The 13,809-nt window shown below is 61.3% G+C and carries 14 protein-coding genes; 3 read left to right on the top strand and 11 right to left on the bottom strand.

The window, feature by feature from the left end; all coding sequences use genetic code 11:
* Positions 1–52: 52 nt before the first annotated feature.
* The 7 genes from HTY61_RS13980 to HTY61_RS13950 form a co-directional block, all read right to left on the bottom strand.
* On the bottom strand, positions 53–2,863 hold the full coding sequence (locus HTY61_RS13980; protein WP_175277376.1) for an EAL domain-containing protein: 2,811 nt from the start codon (positions 2,861–2,863) through the stop codon (positions 53–55).
* Positions 2,864–2,883: 20 nt separating this feature from the next.
* Positions 2,884–3,786: a FecR domain-containing protein gene (locus HTY61_RS13975; RefSeq protein WP_175277375.1), complete on the bottom strand. Its 903-nt coding sequence runs from the start codon at positions 3,784–3,786 to the stop codon at positions 2,884–2,886.
* A 150-nt stretch (positions 3,787–3,936) separates the two neighbouring features.
* Positions 3,937–4,782, bottom strand: coding sequence for a CsgG/HfaB family protein (locus HTY61_RS13970; RefSeq protein WP_175277374.1), 846 nt, complete (start codon positions 4,780–4,782; stop codon positions 3,937–3,939).
* 32 nt (positions 4,783–4,814) lie between these two features.
* Positions 4,815–5,219, bottom strand: a complete 405-nt coding sequence (locus HTY61_RS13965; RefSeq protein WP_197945320.1) for a curli assembly protein CsgF — start codon at positions 5,217–5,219, stop codon at positions 4,815–4,817.
* Between the two features lie 31 nt (positions 5,220–5,250).
* On the bottom strand, positions 5,251–5,814 hold the full coding sequence (locus tag HTY61_RS13960; protein ID WP_175277373.1) for a hypothetical protein: 564 nt from the start codon (positions 5,812–5,814) through the stop codon (positions 5,251–5,253).
* Positions 5,815–5,826: 12 nt separating this feature from the next.
* A complete protein-coding gene (gene csgH / locus HTY61_RS13955) occupies positions 5,827–6,159 on the bottom strand; it encodes a curli-like amyloid fiber formation chaperone CsgH (protein WP_175277372.1) in 333 nt (110 codons plus the stop codon).
* Positions 6,160–6,383: 224 nt separating this feature from the next.
* The gene (locus tag HTY61_RS13950; protein ID WP_175277371.1) at positions 6,384–7,175 is read right to left on the bottom strand and encodes a hypothetical protein; all 792 of its coding nucleotides are present in this window, start codon (positions 7,173–7,175) and stop codon (positions 6,384–6,386) included.
* Positions 7,176–7,653: 478 nt separating this feature from the next.
* On the opposite strand from HTY61_RS13950, the gene lepA reads away from it, so the two are divergent.
* A complete protein-coding gene (gene lepA, locus HTY61_RS13945; RefSeq protein ID WP_175277370.1) occupies positions 7,654–9,462 on the top strand; it encodes a translation elongation factor 4 in 1,809 nt (602 codons plus the stop codon).
* Between the two features lie 70 nt (positions 9,463–9,532).
* Here lepA and HTY61_RS13940 read toward each other — a convergent pair whose 3' ends face one another.
* The 4 genes from HTY61_RS13940 to HTY61_RS13925 all read right to left on the bottom strand — a co-directional run bounded on the left by HTY61_RS13940 (position 9,533) and on the right by HTY61_RS13925 (position 12,475).
* Entirely contained in the window at positions 9,533–10,153 is a 621-nt protein-coding gene (locus HTY61_RS13940; RefSeq protein ID WP_175277369.1) for a hypothetical protein, read from the bottom strand.
* Positions 10,150–10,557: a hypothetical protein gene (locus tag HTY61_RS13935; protein ID WP_175277368.1), complete on the bottom strand. Its 408-nt coding sequence runs from the start codon at positions 10,555–10,557 to the stop codon at positions 10,150–10,152. The genes HTY61_RS13940 and HTY61_RS13935 overlap by 4 nt, the downstream gene beginning before the upstream one ends.
* A gap of 31 nt (positions 10,558–10,588) precedes the next feature.
* The gene (locus HTY61_RS13930) at positions 10,589–11,608 is read right to left on the bottom strand and encodes a hypothetical protein (RefSeq protein ID WP_246272809.1); all 1,020 of its coding nucleotides are present in this window, start codon (positions 11,606–11,608) and stop codon (positions 10,589–10,591) included.
* 198 nt (positions 11,609–11,806) lie between these two features.
* Complete coding sequence (locus HTY61_RS13925; protein WP_175277367.1) at positions 11,807–12,475, bottom strand: hypothetical protein; 669 nt, start codon at positions 12,473–12,475, stop codon at positions 11,807–11,809.
* A gap of 402 nt (positions 12,476–12,877) precedes the next feature.
* Between HTY61_RS13925 and HTY61_RS13920 the strand changes: the two genes are divergently transcribed.
* Together HTY61_RS13920 and HTY61_RS13915 are read left to right on the top strand one after the other, a co-directional pair.
* Positions 12,878–13,318, top strand: a complete 441-nt coding sequence (locus HTY61_RS13920; RefSeq protein ID WP_246272808.1) for an HdeD family acid-resistance protein — start codon at positions 12,878–12,880, stop codon at positions 13,316–13,318.
* Between the two features lie 79 nt (positions 13,319–13,397).
* Positions 13,398–13,805, top strand: coding sequence for a diacylglycerol kinase (locus HTY61_RS13915; protein ID WP_175277366.1), 408 nt, complete (start codon positions 13,398–13,400; stop codon positions 13,803–13,805).
* The last annotated feature ends 4 nt before the right edge of the window (positions 13,806–13,809 follow it).

Raw genomic sequence — 13,809 nt, 5'->3', positions numbered from 1 at the left:
AGTGTCGCAATGCGTCGCGAAGAACGATTCTGTTTCGGCGGAAGCGGCGGAGTCAGGCCCGTGCTGTGGACGGGGGGCGGCCGGAGTCCCCGGTGCCGGCGAAACGCGCGCGGAACTCCGCCGAAGTCAGCGGCTCGGAATAGAGAAATCCCTGTCCTTCCTGGCAGCCCGCCAGCCGCAGGAACAGCGCCTGTTCGGGCGTCTCGATTCCCTCGCTGACGATCTTCATGTCGAACGTCTCCGCGAGCACGACCACGGAGCGGATGATGCCCTGGGCGCCGGGGTCGGTACCGAGATTGGTGGTGAACTGCCGGTCGATCTTGATCTCGTCGAAGCGCAGCCGCGACAGGTAGCCGACGCTGGAATAGCCGGTGCCGAAATCGTCGAGCGACAGGCGCACGCCGAGCCGCTTGAGGGATTCGACACGCCGGAGCACGGTCGCGTCGGATTCGAGCATCTCGCTTTCGACCAGTTCCAGTGTCAGGCGCCCCGGGCGAAGGCCGGAGGCGGCCAGCGCGGATTCCACGTCCGAAGCGATGTTGCCGGAGCAGAACTGCTGCGGTGCGATGTTGACCGAGACGCCGAGCGGCTCGGGCCATGTGGCCGCTTCGCGGCATGCCGTCTCCAGCGCCCAGCGTCCCAGTGTCTCGATGGAGCCGTTCGCCTCGGCAATGGCGATGAAGTCCGCCGGCGAGACATCGCCCAGCTCCGGGTGGTGCCAGCGCATCAATGCCTCGGCACCGGTCGGACTCCCGTTTGCGAGGTTCACCTTCGGCTGGTAGCGCAGGTGGAACTCGCCGCGATCCAGCGCCTGCCACAGGTCCCGTTCGATGATTCTGCTGCGCCGGCGCTGGTCCGCCAGGGGCCTGTCATAGAGCACGATGTGCGATCCGTGGACCATCCGCGACTCGTCGAGCGCCATTTCCGCGTGGTCGAGTAGCGTCTCGCCGCTGGTCGCCCCGTCTCGGCGCGTGTCGTGCACGGTCAGTCCGGCCTGTACGCCCACCTGCGCCGAGCCCTGCTCGATACTGTAGGGACGCATCAGCGCCGCGCAGATGGCCTCGCATGCCGCCCGGGCTTCCTCCTCCTCGCCGAGCCCCTCCAGGAGCACCGCGAAGGTGTCGCCGCCCAGGCGCGCTGCCGCGGCGATCAGGCCGCCGTCGGGCGCGATCCGTTCGGCAACCTCCCGCAGCAGCGCGTTTCCGGTCTCCCGTCCGAGCGCCATGTTCACCGTCTTGAAGCGGTGCAGGTTGAACGCCGCCACGGCGCATTTTCCGGATCCGGCAAGCGCATCCTCCGTCCGGGCGACGAAGGCGTGGCGTCGCGCCAGGCCGGTCATGTCGTCATTGTCCGACATCCAGCGCAGTCTCTCCTCGTAGCTGATCCGCTCGGAAATGTCGCGCGCGGTCAGGCAGACGACGATTGCCGCATCCTCCGGCGTTTCGGAGGCATCCCGGCCTGCGAGCAGGGACACGCCGATCGTGTATTCGATCGCGCACGGCATGCCGCCCTCCCGGGCGAGGCGGGCCGTCCGTAGCTCGGTCGCGTGGGACCCCTCGCTCCTGATATCGGCTATGGCGAGGTCGACTTCTTCCGCGATCGGGCGGGGCAGGATGTCCGGGATCGTCGCGCCGTCGCCCGCCGCGGATTCGGCGATATCGAAGATCGCGCGTGCTGCCGGGTTGACTTGCCGCACGTTCCCCGCGCCGTCCGCGATGATGATTGCGTCGAAATTCTCGCGCACCACCTGCTGGAGCACCTTCCGGTTCATCCGGGCCTTGGCGGTTGCCTCGCGAAGCAGGTCGCGGAAGAAATCGGTCATCGTCATCCAGCGCAGCGCCAGGATCGCCGCCGTGGCGATGTGGATGAAGGCGGTCGGCACGATGATGCCGTTACGCACGTAGAGAATTGTCGCGCCCGTCTCCGCCAGCGCGGCGAGGGCGATCAGGGCGGGCGCAATCCTGGTTTTCTGGGACAGGCCCGCGGCGAGCAGGACGAGCAGCAGAAGCCCGCTCGTGCCGACTGCCACCATCGTCCCGTCGAGTCCGACGAGATCCCGGCCAGCCATCAGGGTCTCGGCGGCCAGGATCTGCAGCACCGATCCTGCTACGACGCCGTGCCTTGGCACGGAGTAGAAGTCGCGCAGTTCCGTGGCGAGAGCACCGACGATCACCGATCGGCCTTGCAGCAGCCGCGCGTCCGCGCGACCTCCGAGAATGTCGGCGGCACTCATGGCGGGAATGCCGGATGCGTCGATGCCGAAATCGATCCGCACTTCGTCGTCCTCGTGCGGGTCCGGCATTCGGGCCAGTGTCGCGGGAACGGAGGCGATGAAGCTGCCGTCCGTCATGAACCCGTTGGGGAAGCGGCGCACCATGCCGTCGCTGTCGGGGAACACGTTTACCGAGGCAAGCCAGGCGTTGCGTGCCAGTTCCGGAATGGGTTCGGAGAGTTCGATTCCCGGATTCGCGGAGTCGGCTGACGCGCGTTGCAGGAATGCCGGCAGCACCACGGTGCCGCCAGCCCGCTCGATCGCTGCAGCGAAGGCTGCGTCTTCCTCGGCTGACGAGGGCGTGGAGAAGTCGATGTCGAAAACGATCTCGCTCACCCCGGCCTCGATCAGCCGGTCGGTCAGTTCACCGTGCAGGCTGCGCGGCCATGGCCATACGCCGATCTCGTCCAGGCTGCGCTTGTCGATCGCCACGAACACGATCTCGCCGGAAACCGGACGGTCGCCGAAGACGTAGCGGTGGTCCGACAGGTACCGGTTCAGCGGCGCCAGCCAGCCCGCCGACTGGGCGAACAGGAGCAGCGCGAGCAGGCTCGCGCCGAGAAGTGTCCTATTTCGCGTATCCTGCTTCATGGCAGGGCATGCCCCCGCCGCTATTTCCCGCCTATGCCGATGCCCAGGCCGCCGCCGCCGATGCCGACATTGACGCTGACGCCGTTGCCGCCGCCCACACCGATGCCCACACTGACACCGCCGTCGCCTCCGACACTGGCACCGGCATTGACACCGTTGCCGCCGCCGACGCTTGCGCTGGCATTGACACCACTACCGCCGCCGACACTGGCGCCGGCATTGACACCGTTGCCACCGCCGACGCTTGCGCTGGCATTGACGCCGTTGCCGCCGCCCACGCTCGCGCTGGCACTCGTGCCCTTGCCGCCACCGGCGCTGCCGGCGCTGGCGCCCTGCTTCCCGCCGACGGTGCCGACGCGCTTGCTGCCCAGAGAAAGCCCGATGCCGCGGCCGGCATCCTTTTCGACTTCCGCCCTGCCGCCTGCGCCGACGCTGGCTTTCGATCCGGTACGCGTGTCGCGCACCTCGACAAGCCCGCGGGAGACCGAGACGACGGAGCGGAACGGATTCGTCCATACGGTAAAGCGCGTTCCCTTGACGACCGCCGCCATGAACTGCGTGCGTACGGTCATGTGATCGTAGTTCCGCTTCTCGAGGTCGAGACGGATGCGTCCGTACTTCTGCCGGATCGCGTGCCGCCTGCCGCGGCGGTCGGTCTTGTACGCGACCATCATGGTGTTCGGCATGACGAGGATCGTGTCCTCGTCGCGTTCCAGCTGAACGCGCCCGCGGCTTCCCGTCCGGATCCAGGCGGCGTTCGGCACGTCCATGCCGCGTTCCAGGTCGATCCAGTTGCCGCCGTCGGTGGAGTATTCTGCAGGTTGCATGACGCGAGCGGCGACCCATTCGGCAGCCAGCGTCGGTTCCGCAGCGATCGCCGCGACAAGCATGAAAAGGGCGCAGGCGATGCGATGGGGGCGCATGACAATGCTCCGTAGGGTTGCAATTTCATGCCTGTTATCTTGATTTTCCAAAGAAATGCTGAATCCCGGATGCGTGTTTGGCACACGCATCACGGGAGTTGCCCGCTGCATCGGCGGCGAATCGGGCATTTTCGGCCGTTGTACCGGTGGTTACGCCGTCGCCTGTCTTGTCCGGTAGGTCGCGAGAAGTCTTTCGCCTTCCTGCGGGTCGGCGAACTGCCAGAGCCCGTGCTCGACGCCTTCCAGGATCAGTGCGTAGACCGCATATTCTATGGCTTCGCGAACGGCCAACTGCGCAGGCTGGTTCTGCGTCACGCCGGCCTCCAGCTCCAGTAGCTCGTTCAGGCCGACATATTTGAACACCGATCCGCGCAGCGCCGTCGAATAGAGCCGCTTCGTCGTCGTCACCGAGCGCAGCACCTTGCCGGTCTGCACGCTGACCGCGCGCAGGTTGACCGTCACCACGTCGGTACGGAACTGCGTGTCGCCACCGATGCCGAGATACTTGGCGCCCAGCCCGCCGGTCGTCACGTTGCTCTCGTAGGCGACGATGCCGCCCTCGATCAGCATGCCCGCGAAGTTGAGTGGAGGCAGCGGTTCGGCGTTGTTGCCGAGGAACTGCTGGCGCGTCGCGCTGATCAGCTGGCGCTCCTTCAGTATGTTCGTCAGCCCGCGCCGCTCGACGACCTCGAACCATTTGCCGTGCCCGGCATTCTGCAGCACGTCGACCAGGATTGCGTCCGCGCCCTGCGTCACGGCCTTGGAATATTCCGCGAACTTGCTTCCCGGCTTGTACTGGCCGGTCAGGTCGGGGAACTCGTAGACCGCGACGAAGATCGGCTCCGATGGTGGCGGGAGCTCGTTGACCAGCGAGGTGGCGGCCGTCGGTTCTATGATCTTCGCCGGGGCGGAGATCAGGGGCTCGTTGGTGGTCGCGCAGGCCGCCAGGAGGATCGGCAGCGCGAGGAAGCAGAGACGCAAGCACGGCGATGTCATGAAGCGATCCTTTTCGAAACCTGCCGGCGCGGTTACGGAACCGGCACGGTCAACGTGCTGGTCGAGATGCCGTCGCTTATGGTGATCACGACATTGCCGCCGACCGTGTTGTAGGACACCGTCGCGCCGTCCAGCGAGAAGGTGCCGGAGGGCGGGGCGCCGTCGTTGAAGATCGCGTCGGTGATCTGCGATGCCGCGCCTCCGATCAGCGCGCTCTGCAGCGCCGCGGCGAACTCGTCGGCCGCCGTCGGCTCCTCGAACAGGCTGTCGAGGCTGCTGTCCTCGAACGTGTTGGCGATTTCGGCGCCCTGGAAGAGATGTGAGGAATTGAGCGGGTCGCCGCCGAAGGACGGGTTGACCGGCTCGTAAACCAGTTCGCTGGCCGCCGCCGTGCCGGCGAGCAGCGCCGCGGCCATGGTTGCAAGTGTCCTGAGCATTCTGCCCTCCCTGGTCTTGGCCCGCCGGCCGTCACTTCATCCGCGCGACATAGGCCCCCTTCCGGCCCGCATCGATGATGAGCAGCTTTTCCCGGCTGTTGCCCCGGTAGATTTCCTTCACGCGCTGGGTGTCCCCGATCTGGAAATGATAGACTGTCTTGTTGCCGCCGATGATCTCGAGTTCGGACGCGTTCCGGTTGCCGTTCTGCATGGTGACGACCTTGTTGTTGAAGCCGGCGACGCCGATCTCCGAAAGGTTGAAGGAACCGATCTGGAACTGCCCGGTCACGTTGTTGGGGCCCCTTGTGCTGCTGGCCGCCATGTTGCCGTCGCCTCTCTGCACGACCGTCGTCTCGGACAGCCGCTCCGCGATGCCCAGCATCCGCGAGACGCGGCCGTCGATATGCGGTGCGTATTCCTGTTCGATCGGCACGCGGTCGCGCGGTGCGGGGGCCGCCTGCTGGCCGATCTGGCCGATATGGATTCCGCCGGGGTCGAATTCCGGGTCGTCGGCACGCGCGGGCGCACCGGCGATGAGAAGCGTGCCGCCGAGAAGGGCGGTCGCCGCCGGGCGTGTGAATTGGCGAATGCGCATTCTGTTCCTCCGCTACTGGCCCTGGCTCGTCGCTTTCGAGCTGCAGCTGTTTCCGGTGAGGCGCTCCCGGGCGTCCAGTTCGGCCTCGTAGAAGCCGTCCTCGGTGACGTTCACCGTGACCTGCGATGTGCGCTGCGGCGTGTTCGGGTCGAGCGAGATGGTGCCGCGTTGCGCCGTGGATCCGATATTGGCCGCCGCGATGGTCGTGACCGTCATCGTGTAGTCGACCGTCGCCGGCTGGTCCGTCTGCACCCATCCGTGGATGTCCAGCATGTCGCCCGCCCGCTCGATCCGCGCCTCGCACAGGATCTGCACCTGCGATTGCGCTAGCGCGCCGGAAGCCATGCCCGCGCAGGCTGCGACGGCGAGCGCGAGGCCCGGAAGGTTGCGGCGGTATCGCCCGCCCTGTTGCGCCCGGCAATGCCGGGGTGACGGGGATCGGCCGTGATGTCGTCTCGAAACAGCCATGGATACGGCTCGCATCGGTCATCCGCTGGCCGGCCCGCATCGCGGGTCCGGCCGTTTCGCGTCCGGACCGCGAATTTCGCGGTCCGGTACGAACGGGCTGCCTAGTTGTCCTGCCGCACGAAGGAGCGGTTTGTGTTGCCTATTTGATCGACCGTCGAGTTGTGGCCCGTGCCTGTCTGCATCGCATAGGCATAGTTGTAGTGACCGACCTGCGTCAGATCGTAGTCGGAGCCGACCGAGTTGTTGCCGGCGGACACGCCCTGGTAGACCTCGAAGAAGTTGCGGCTGCCACTCTGCCCGATGATGGCGTCGTTGCCGTCACCATATTGCAGCAAGGTCGAGGCTTTCCGGGTGCCGCCGTAAAGCGCGAAGTTCGCGTCTGAGGTATCGATATACCCGCCCGGCAGGTTGCCGGAGCCGAGGCCCCATTTGCCGTTCTGCGAACCGGTCTGGGTGATCCTGACGGTGTTGTCGTTGCCGTGGGTTTCGACCCGGTCGATCACGTTGCTGCTGCCGTCCTGGACGACCCTGGCATCGTTCCTGTTGCCGTTCTGCAGGAGTTTGCGGACATCGTTCTCGTTGCCCTGCTTCTGGGTGACGCGGGCCTCGTTTCTGTTGCCGAGCTGGACAACACCCGAGTTGTCGTCGGCGTTGCCGACCTTGTTGTAGCTGGTTTCCTGCCGGACCACGATGTAGTTGCTGTCGCCGACCTGCTTGCTGACGCTGAGGTTGTAGTGCGCCAGCTGCCGGACATAGGTCTCGTTGTTGTCACCCTGCTGCAGTGCGCTCGCCGAGTTTCCGGTGCCCAGCTGGTCGATGTCGACAGTCGATCCCGCGAACGCGGTTCCGCCCATGGCGAGTACTGCAATGGCTGCGAGTATGCTTGTTCTCATTGCATCGATCCTTCCCTGTTTATGGTTTGATCGCGCTTGCGCGCCCGCATGAGTTAACGAAGCGTAAGGCGTGAAATCAAGCGAATATTTCCTGCCTGTCGAAGCACATGTGAAGAAACGACATGCAGCGACAAGTGAAAATCATCCGAAAGGCGTATTCCTGCTGCATCGCAAAATGTAATGATGTGGCAAGGACTCGCATTTATGCGATGGCACGACAATATTTGAGGGGTGGCTGTTGTTCTGGTCGCCGCATTGTTGTCCACAGGCTGTGTATAAGTCGGAATTGCGCGGGATCTCAATATTTTAAATCAATTCAACGGAGCGCGCCTCTTGGGCTCCCGCCCGCGGATGGGGCGTCGCCTCCGCACCGCGAGATGTCGCCCGCCGGATCGCGCGTGTCCCGCCCGCCGCCCGCGGGTCGTGGATCGGCGAAAAACCGGCTTACAGATTTGCTGCTTTGCGCCTATATGGTGGCATGACCGACACACCGCTGAAAAACATTCGCAACTTCTCCATCGTCGCCCATATCGACCACGGCAAGTCGACGCTCGCCGACCGCCTGATCCAGATGACGGGCTCCCTCGAGGAGCGCGAGATGAAGGAGCAGGTGCTCGACACCATGGACATCGAGCGCGAGCGCGGCATCACCATCAAGGCCAACACCGTGCGCCTCGAATACGACGCGAGGGACGGCGAGCACTACGTCCTCAACCTGATCGACACGCCCGGCCATGTCGACTTCGCCTACGAGGTCTCGCGCTCGCTGCGCGCCTGCGAGGGCTCGCTCCTCGTCGTCGACGCCTCCCAGGGCGTCGAGGCGCAGACGCTGGCCAATGTCTACCAGGCCATCGACGCCGACCACGAGATCGTCACCGTCCTCAACAAGGCCGACCTGCCGGCCGCCGAGCCGGACCGCGTCAAGGAGCAGATCGAGGAGGTCATCGGGCTGGATGCCTCGGAGGCGCTGCTGATCTCGGCCAAGACGGGCCAGGGCGTCGACGAGGTGCTGGAGGCCATCGTCACGCAGCTGCCGCCGCCGAAGGGCGGGGACCGGTCCGCGCCGCTCAAGGCCATGCTGGTCGATTCCTGGTACGACGCCTATCTCGGCGTCATCGTGCTGGTGCGCGTCATCGACGGCGTGCTGAAGAAGGGCCAGAACATCCGCATGATGGGCACCGGGGCGAAATACCCGGTCGACCGCGTCGGCGTGCTCACGCCCAAGCTGGTCGTCGTGCCCGAGCTCGGCCCCGGCGAGATCGGCGTCATCACCGCCTCCATCAAGGAGGTGGCGGATACCCGCGTCGGCGACACCATCACCGAGGACAAGCGCCCCTGCGACGCCGCGCTGCCGGGCTTCAAGCCGGCCCAGCCGGTGGTGTTCTGCGGCCTGTTCCCGGTCGATGCCGCCGATTTCGAGGATCTGCGCGCCGCCATCGGCAAGCTGCGCCTCAACGATGCCTCCTTCTCCTACGAGATGGAGACCTCGGCCGCGCTGGGCTTCGGCTTCCGCTGCGGCTTCCTCGGCCTTCTGCACCTGGAGATCATCCAGGAGCGGCTGTCCCGCGAGTTCGACCTCGACCTGATCGCCACCGCGCCCTCGGTCGTCTACCGCATGAACATGACGGACGGCACCACGACCGAGCTGCACAACCCGGCCGACATGCCGGACGTGGTCAAGATCGCCTCCATCGAGGAGCCGTGGATCAAGGCCACCATCATGACGCCGGACGAGTATCTCGGCGCCATCCTCAAGCTCTGCCAGGAGCGCCGCGGCATCCAGACCGACCTTTCCTATGTCGGCACCCGCGCCATGGTCACCTACGAATTGCCGCTCAACGAGGTGGTGTTCGATTTCTACGACCGCCTGAAGTCGATCTCGAAGGGCTATGCCTCATTCGACTACACGCTGGAGGGCTACCGCGAGGGCGATCTCGTGCGCATGAGCATCCTCGTCAACGAGGAGCCGGTCGATGCGCTGTCCATGCTGGTTCACCGCACCGCGGCGGAGAAGCGCGGCCGGCAGATGTGCGAGAAGCTGAAGGACCTGATCCCGCGCCACATGTTCAAGATCCCGATCCAGGCCGCCATCGGCGGCAAGGTGATCGCCCGCGAGACCATCTCGGCCATGCGCAAGGACGTCACCGCCAAGTGCTACGGCGGCGACGTCACCCGCAAGCGCAAGCTTCTGGAAAAGCAGAAGGAGGGCAAGAAGCGCATGCGCCAGTTCGGCAAGGTGGAAATCCCGCAGGAGGCGTTTATTCAGGTGCTGAAGGTGGGTGAATAGGGAATCGCGATATTACGTCACGAACGCTATTACGTTTTGCGACGGCCTGTTTCGAAGAAAATTTGATCTCTCAGGCTTTAGGGTCGAAATGAAGTGTAATACCTTTGTGCCGAACTCTAAATAGACGTCCTGTATTCTCATGAATGTGCGTCGATCTAAAAATTAATTTTTCCATATCAATTTCATCGACTTCAATATCAGGAACAAGTTCTATGAGTCTTTCACGCCAAGCTTTGAGAATTCTATCTAGGCGTTTATCATACGTATAAATTAATATCTCTCCTGTGTCTTGACCCTGAAGGCCGGTAGAATATCTCGTAGAAAGCTGGTGCATCCCTTTTTCAAGCCACGAATAAGAGGAGTGTATCTTCGCTTCCCCTATCCATAGAAATTCATTGCGCCCTTCGACGATAATATCGCAGTGTCCTCCATACTGGGTATCATGGGCAGCGTTCAAGCCCATGCTTTTGAGCATCCCTACAAAATCTATAGATATCTGGTCTTCACTGCGTTCTTGTCTAAGGTGACATGTCTTAGACATCTCTTGAGATATCCAGTCTATCGCCCTTTCAACTAGTTTGTGCAATTCTTCGAAATCCGTAGCAATCAACCATTCTAGCGCAATCTGAGCGGGGGTTGATTGATTTGCGGCAGCTCTAAGGTCTGCGAGGGAAGGGCTATAAGATTTCATTTAAGTTCCGCTATCAGGCGTTTCGTAGGCGAAAAAAATGGAATAATATAGTTTTCATAATCATTAACTGGTTCGCCTGTATCAGGGTGTATAAAGATACCAGTTTTTTTTGCTTCGCCTATTTCCTTGGGGTCTATCTCAAACTCTTCATCATTTTCATCGATAAAAAGTGTATGTAATTCTAGTAGAGGGGGATTTGAATTTGATAGAATGTTTATGGCAAATAATAACTCATCGTCTATGCTGTCTCTATTTGCGGCGGTACGAAGGGTGCGAAAAGTAAGAAAATTAAGTTCTTTAGGAGGCAGGTTTTCAAAATATTCTAATATCTGAACGCATATTTCAGCGGCAGAAATTGAATCCCACTCATTTAGTATTTCGGCGCGAAGTTTATCGAGTGTCACTTTGATGACTCTTTCAAAGGTCTGGTGCCTTTCAGGGGGGCGTTAGGTGGGTTTCAATTCTAGAGCGGACAAATTCGTAGTCGGCCTGCCCCATGCATTTGCGAATAACGACGCTGTTAATTGTAGGATTTTCGCCGCCAGCGGCGCGGGCGCTACTGTTTATGCTCAGTTCTGGGTTCGATACTAATCCGCCTCCTGCATTTCGTTTCCAGGTAACGCTAAGCCGGAATGGCTCAATGGGCGAAGCAAGGGCAGCTTTCCCGCCCTTATGATATTGCTCATCGCGAAGGTCGAGTTGCTTTCTGCGCATCTTTTCATGTTTCAGTGATGCTGTCGTTGTGCCGAAACCCAATTCGACCACAATTCCTTCATTCCTATCATTATAGATCCGATCGATAAGGGGGAACAAATTCAACTCATCAACAAGGACGTTCTCGCCTATTAATTTGTGGAACGTATCTACAGTCTGTGCGAATGCGGCTACGGCGACGTCGTGGTGCGTACCAAATGGGAAATCTACACGAACGTCGATGAGGGCCCCGTTATGCGGGAGCCAGACAACATCAAAAGCCTGAAATCGTAACGTTCTAAGACCAAAGACTTCCTGATAGTCCTCTAACAAATTTGCGGCTTCATCTGAAAATTGTGACAGTTCAATTTCTTCTCGTATCGTAATTACGCGTACCGACGAAAAAACTACGGCAACGCCATCATCTGTGGGTTCAATCGCCGCTAATTTGGAACCGATGGGTTGGAGGGCTAGTTGTTCGTCCGATAACGCAACGGGGTAGAGTCTCGAATAATCCGAGTCTGGGACTTTGGTTTTCAATATCTTATCGCGCACCTTTCCAATCTTCTCTGGTTTCACTCTGTAAAACCCCGACAGTTTCTCTCCGCTAAACGTGTGTTCTCGTAACGCAATGGTAAGCTCGGCTAAGCTTTCGGTGGGCTGACCGGAGAGATTTATCAGTTTTTCGAGCGTACGATCCCATCCCTGACCGCGAGGAAAGCTATTTTGATTGAGAATTTTACGCCCGACCGGCCACGGCATTCGAGCCCGCATAGTCCGGGCAATGTCAGGTAAATTTGTCAAACAATCCCCCTTATTCTTTGTTGATTTTCATACACCAATCCGATTTTGTGGCGCCTGGCGGCGTTCTTGGTGGCGTCGATCATACGGCTAGGTTGGTCCCGTGAGCTATCGCCTTGATCGCAGCATAGGCACTCGAATTTGCGCCGTTGTAAATCCTTAGCCGTATTGCGATCGGAGATGTTCCCAATCTGATAACAGCGACTCGTACTCGCGCAACAATCTTTCCTCTTCATCTCCCTGAAATGGGTAGTCCTCTGTGCGAAACGAAGTGCTGCGCAAAACATCGAGAATTCGAAATCCGTTCGGGTCATACTCTGGAAGTGCTTGGTTCATGACCCAAAGGCCGAGTAGCGCGGCATCATGAGAAAGTTCGGGATATTCTGCGAAATAGGGATAGATCAGGCGATAGGAGCCGTCATCCATCCTTACCGCCAGTATGTTCTCTACCTTGACGGTGCAGCCAAGAGCCTCAACTTCGTAGTAAGCTCGTACGTTTTCCTCGAGGACTTCAAAAGGTTCGTTAATCCAACGGCGGCGCTCGTTCCACCAAGTGAGAAATCCATCCCGCAATAGGGGGTATAGCCTTCCTCGGCGGGGATTGCTCTCAATTCGAACCTCAGTGAGCTGAGTTAGATTTCCTACACCTCTCGCCTGCGATTTAGCATCCGCCCAAAACGGGACATGGAAATCGCCGCCGCTACCACGCAGCCGCCCCTCTCGTCTTCTATCTTCAGTTATATCTCTCCGAAGCGCTGAAACACGATCTCTCGGCGGCAGATAGATAAGCGCAAGAAGCTTTCTCAGATTTATGCGTTCGAGAGACATCTTCTAAAGATACCTAAAATCCAAGTCTTAACTGCTGAGGATCATATCCGATTCGTATTATGATTTCCGAAATTATCAATCCTAAAGGAAAATGGAAGATTTGGTCGTGAGGTCTATATTCAATTTCCTTTTAATCGAAATCCTGAGCAGTCCTTCTACACTCTTGGTCAACCCTAGTTCCCATTCCCGAAACCATTCCGCGTCTCTATCATCGCGTTCTCACCCGCCATCGCACAGGAACCCACCCTATGCCCTCCGACTCCACCCCCATCACCGTCGACCAGGCCGCCCGCATCATGCGTTCGGCGATGCGCGATGCCATAAGGCGCCATTCCTTCTGGTATCTCGCGCAGGGCGCACTGATGGTGCTGGCGGGCTTCGTCGCGCTGGTCTTTCCCGTCCTTGTCCTCCGTCGCAGTGGTGGTCATGCTCGGCTGGCTGCTCGTCGTTTCCGGCATATTGCAGGCGCTGGGCCTCGTCGGCGCGTCGCACGTGCCCCATTTCTGGCTGCAGCTCGTCTCGGCGGCGCTGTCGCTGGTCGTCGGCTTCCTGTTCCTCGCCAGCCCCGGCGAGGGGCTGCTGGCGCTCACCCTGCTGCTGATCGTCTTCTTCATCGTCGGCGGCATGGCGCGCATCGTCTTCGCGCTCACCATCCGCCCCTTCCCGGAATGGGGCTGGATCCTCGGCTCCGGCATCGTCGGCCTCGGCCTCGGCGTGCTGCTCTTCGCCCAGATGCCGGTCGCGGCCGCCTGGCTGCTCGGCCTCCTCGTCGGCATCCAGCTTCTTTGCGAGGGCCTGGCGCTGTCCTGGATGGCATGGCGGGTCCGCCGCGCCGCCGGGTAACCCCTTCTTTGCAAAACCCGGCTAGGGTCCCGCCCGCGCCGCCGCCTTCGCGGCGCCGGAGAAGGGGAGCCGGGACATCATGAAGAGAGGGCAGGGCAAGGGAAGCGCGCCGGAATTCGGCCATGGCGGCGGCCTGCGCCGCGTCTGGCGGGCATGGCTTGCCACCCGCGCCGGCCTTGCCGCCGCCTTCCGCTCCCAGGCCGCCTTCCGGCAGGAGGTCGCGCTTGCCGCCCTCGCCATGCCCTTCGTCGTGCTGGCCGATGTCGGTGCGGCGGAGCGCGCGCTTCTCTTTTCCAGCGTCGTCGCGGTGCTGGTGGTCGAGCTTCTCAACACGGCGATCGAGCAGACGCTGGACCGCGTCTCGACGGAAATCCACCCGCTCGCGAAGGCGGCCAAGGATGCCGGCAGCGCCGCCGTCTTCCTCGCCCTTGTCGCCGCGGCGGTCGTCTGGCTGCTCGTCCTCGTCCTGCCCGCCCTGGGTTTCTGACGGG

The organism is Oricola thermophila (assembly GCF_013358405.1).
Lineage (GTDB): Bacteria > Pseudomonadota > Alphaproteobacteria > Rhizobiales > Rhizobiaceae > Oricola > Oricola thermophila.
Note: the sequence above shows the minus strand (reverse complement) of the source record. Positions and strands in the feature narration are given on the sequence as shown.

Excerpts from the sequence above, each read along its gene's own strand:
- HTY61_RS13940 (WP_175277369.1), bottom strand. The coding sequence starts at position 10,153 with ATGAAATCTTATAGCCCTTCCCTCGCAGACCTTAGAGCTGCCGCAAAT.
- HTY61_RS13950 (WP_175277371.1), bottom strand. The coding sequence starts at position 7,175 with ATGAGAACAAGCATACTCGCAGCCATTGCAGTACTCGCCATGGGCGGA.
- lepA (WP_175277370.1), top strand. The coding sequence starts at position 7,654 with ATGACCGACACACCGCTGAAAAACATTCGCAACTTCTCCATCGTCGCC.
- HTY61_RS13930 (WP_246272809.1), bottom strand. The coding sequence starts at position 11,608 with ATGCCGTGGCCGGTCGGGCGTAAAATTCTCAATCAAAATAGCTTTCCT.
- HTY61_RS13965 (WP_197945320.1), bottom strand. The coding sequence starts at position 5,219 with ATGCTCAGGACACTTGCAACCATGGCCGCGGCGCTGCTCGCCGGCACG.
- HTY61_RS13960 (WP_175277373.1), bottom strand. The coding sequence starts at position 5,814 with ATGCGCATTCGCCAATTCACACGCCCGGCGGCGACCGCCCTTCTCGGC.
- HTY61_RS13925 (WP_175277367.1), bottom strand. The coding sequence starts at position 12,475 with ATGTCTCTCGAACGCATAAATCTGAGAAAGCTTCTTGCGCTTATCTAT.
- csgH (WP_175277372.1), bottom strand. The coding sequence starts at position 6,159 with ATGGCTTCCGGCGCGCTAGCGCAATCGCAGGTGCAGATCCTGTGCGAG.
- HTY61_RS13975 (WP_175277375.1), bottom strand. The coding sequence starts at position 3,786 with ATGCGCCCCCATCGCATCGCCTGCGCCCTTTTCATGCTTGTCGCGGCG.
- HTY61_RS13970 (WP_175277374.1), bottom strand. The coding sequence starts at position 4,782 with ATGACATCGCCGTGCTTGCGTCTCTGCTTCCTCGCGCTGCCGATCCTC.
- HTY61_RS13980 (WP_175277376.1), bottom strand. The coding sequence starts at position 2,863 with ATGAAGCAGGATACGCGAAATAGGACACTTCTCGGCGCGAGCCTGCTC.
- HTY61_RS13915 (WP_175277366.1), top strand. The coding sequence starts at position 13,398 with ATGAAGAGAGGGCAGGGCAAGGGAAGCGCGCCGGAATTCGGCCATGGC.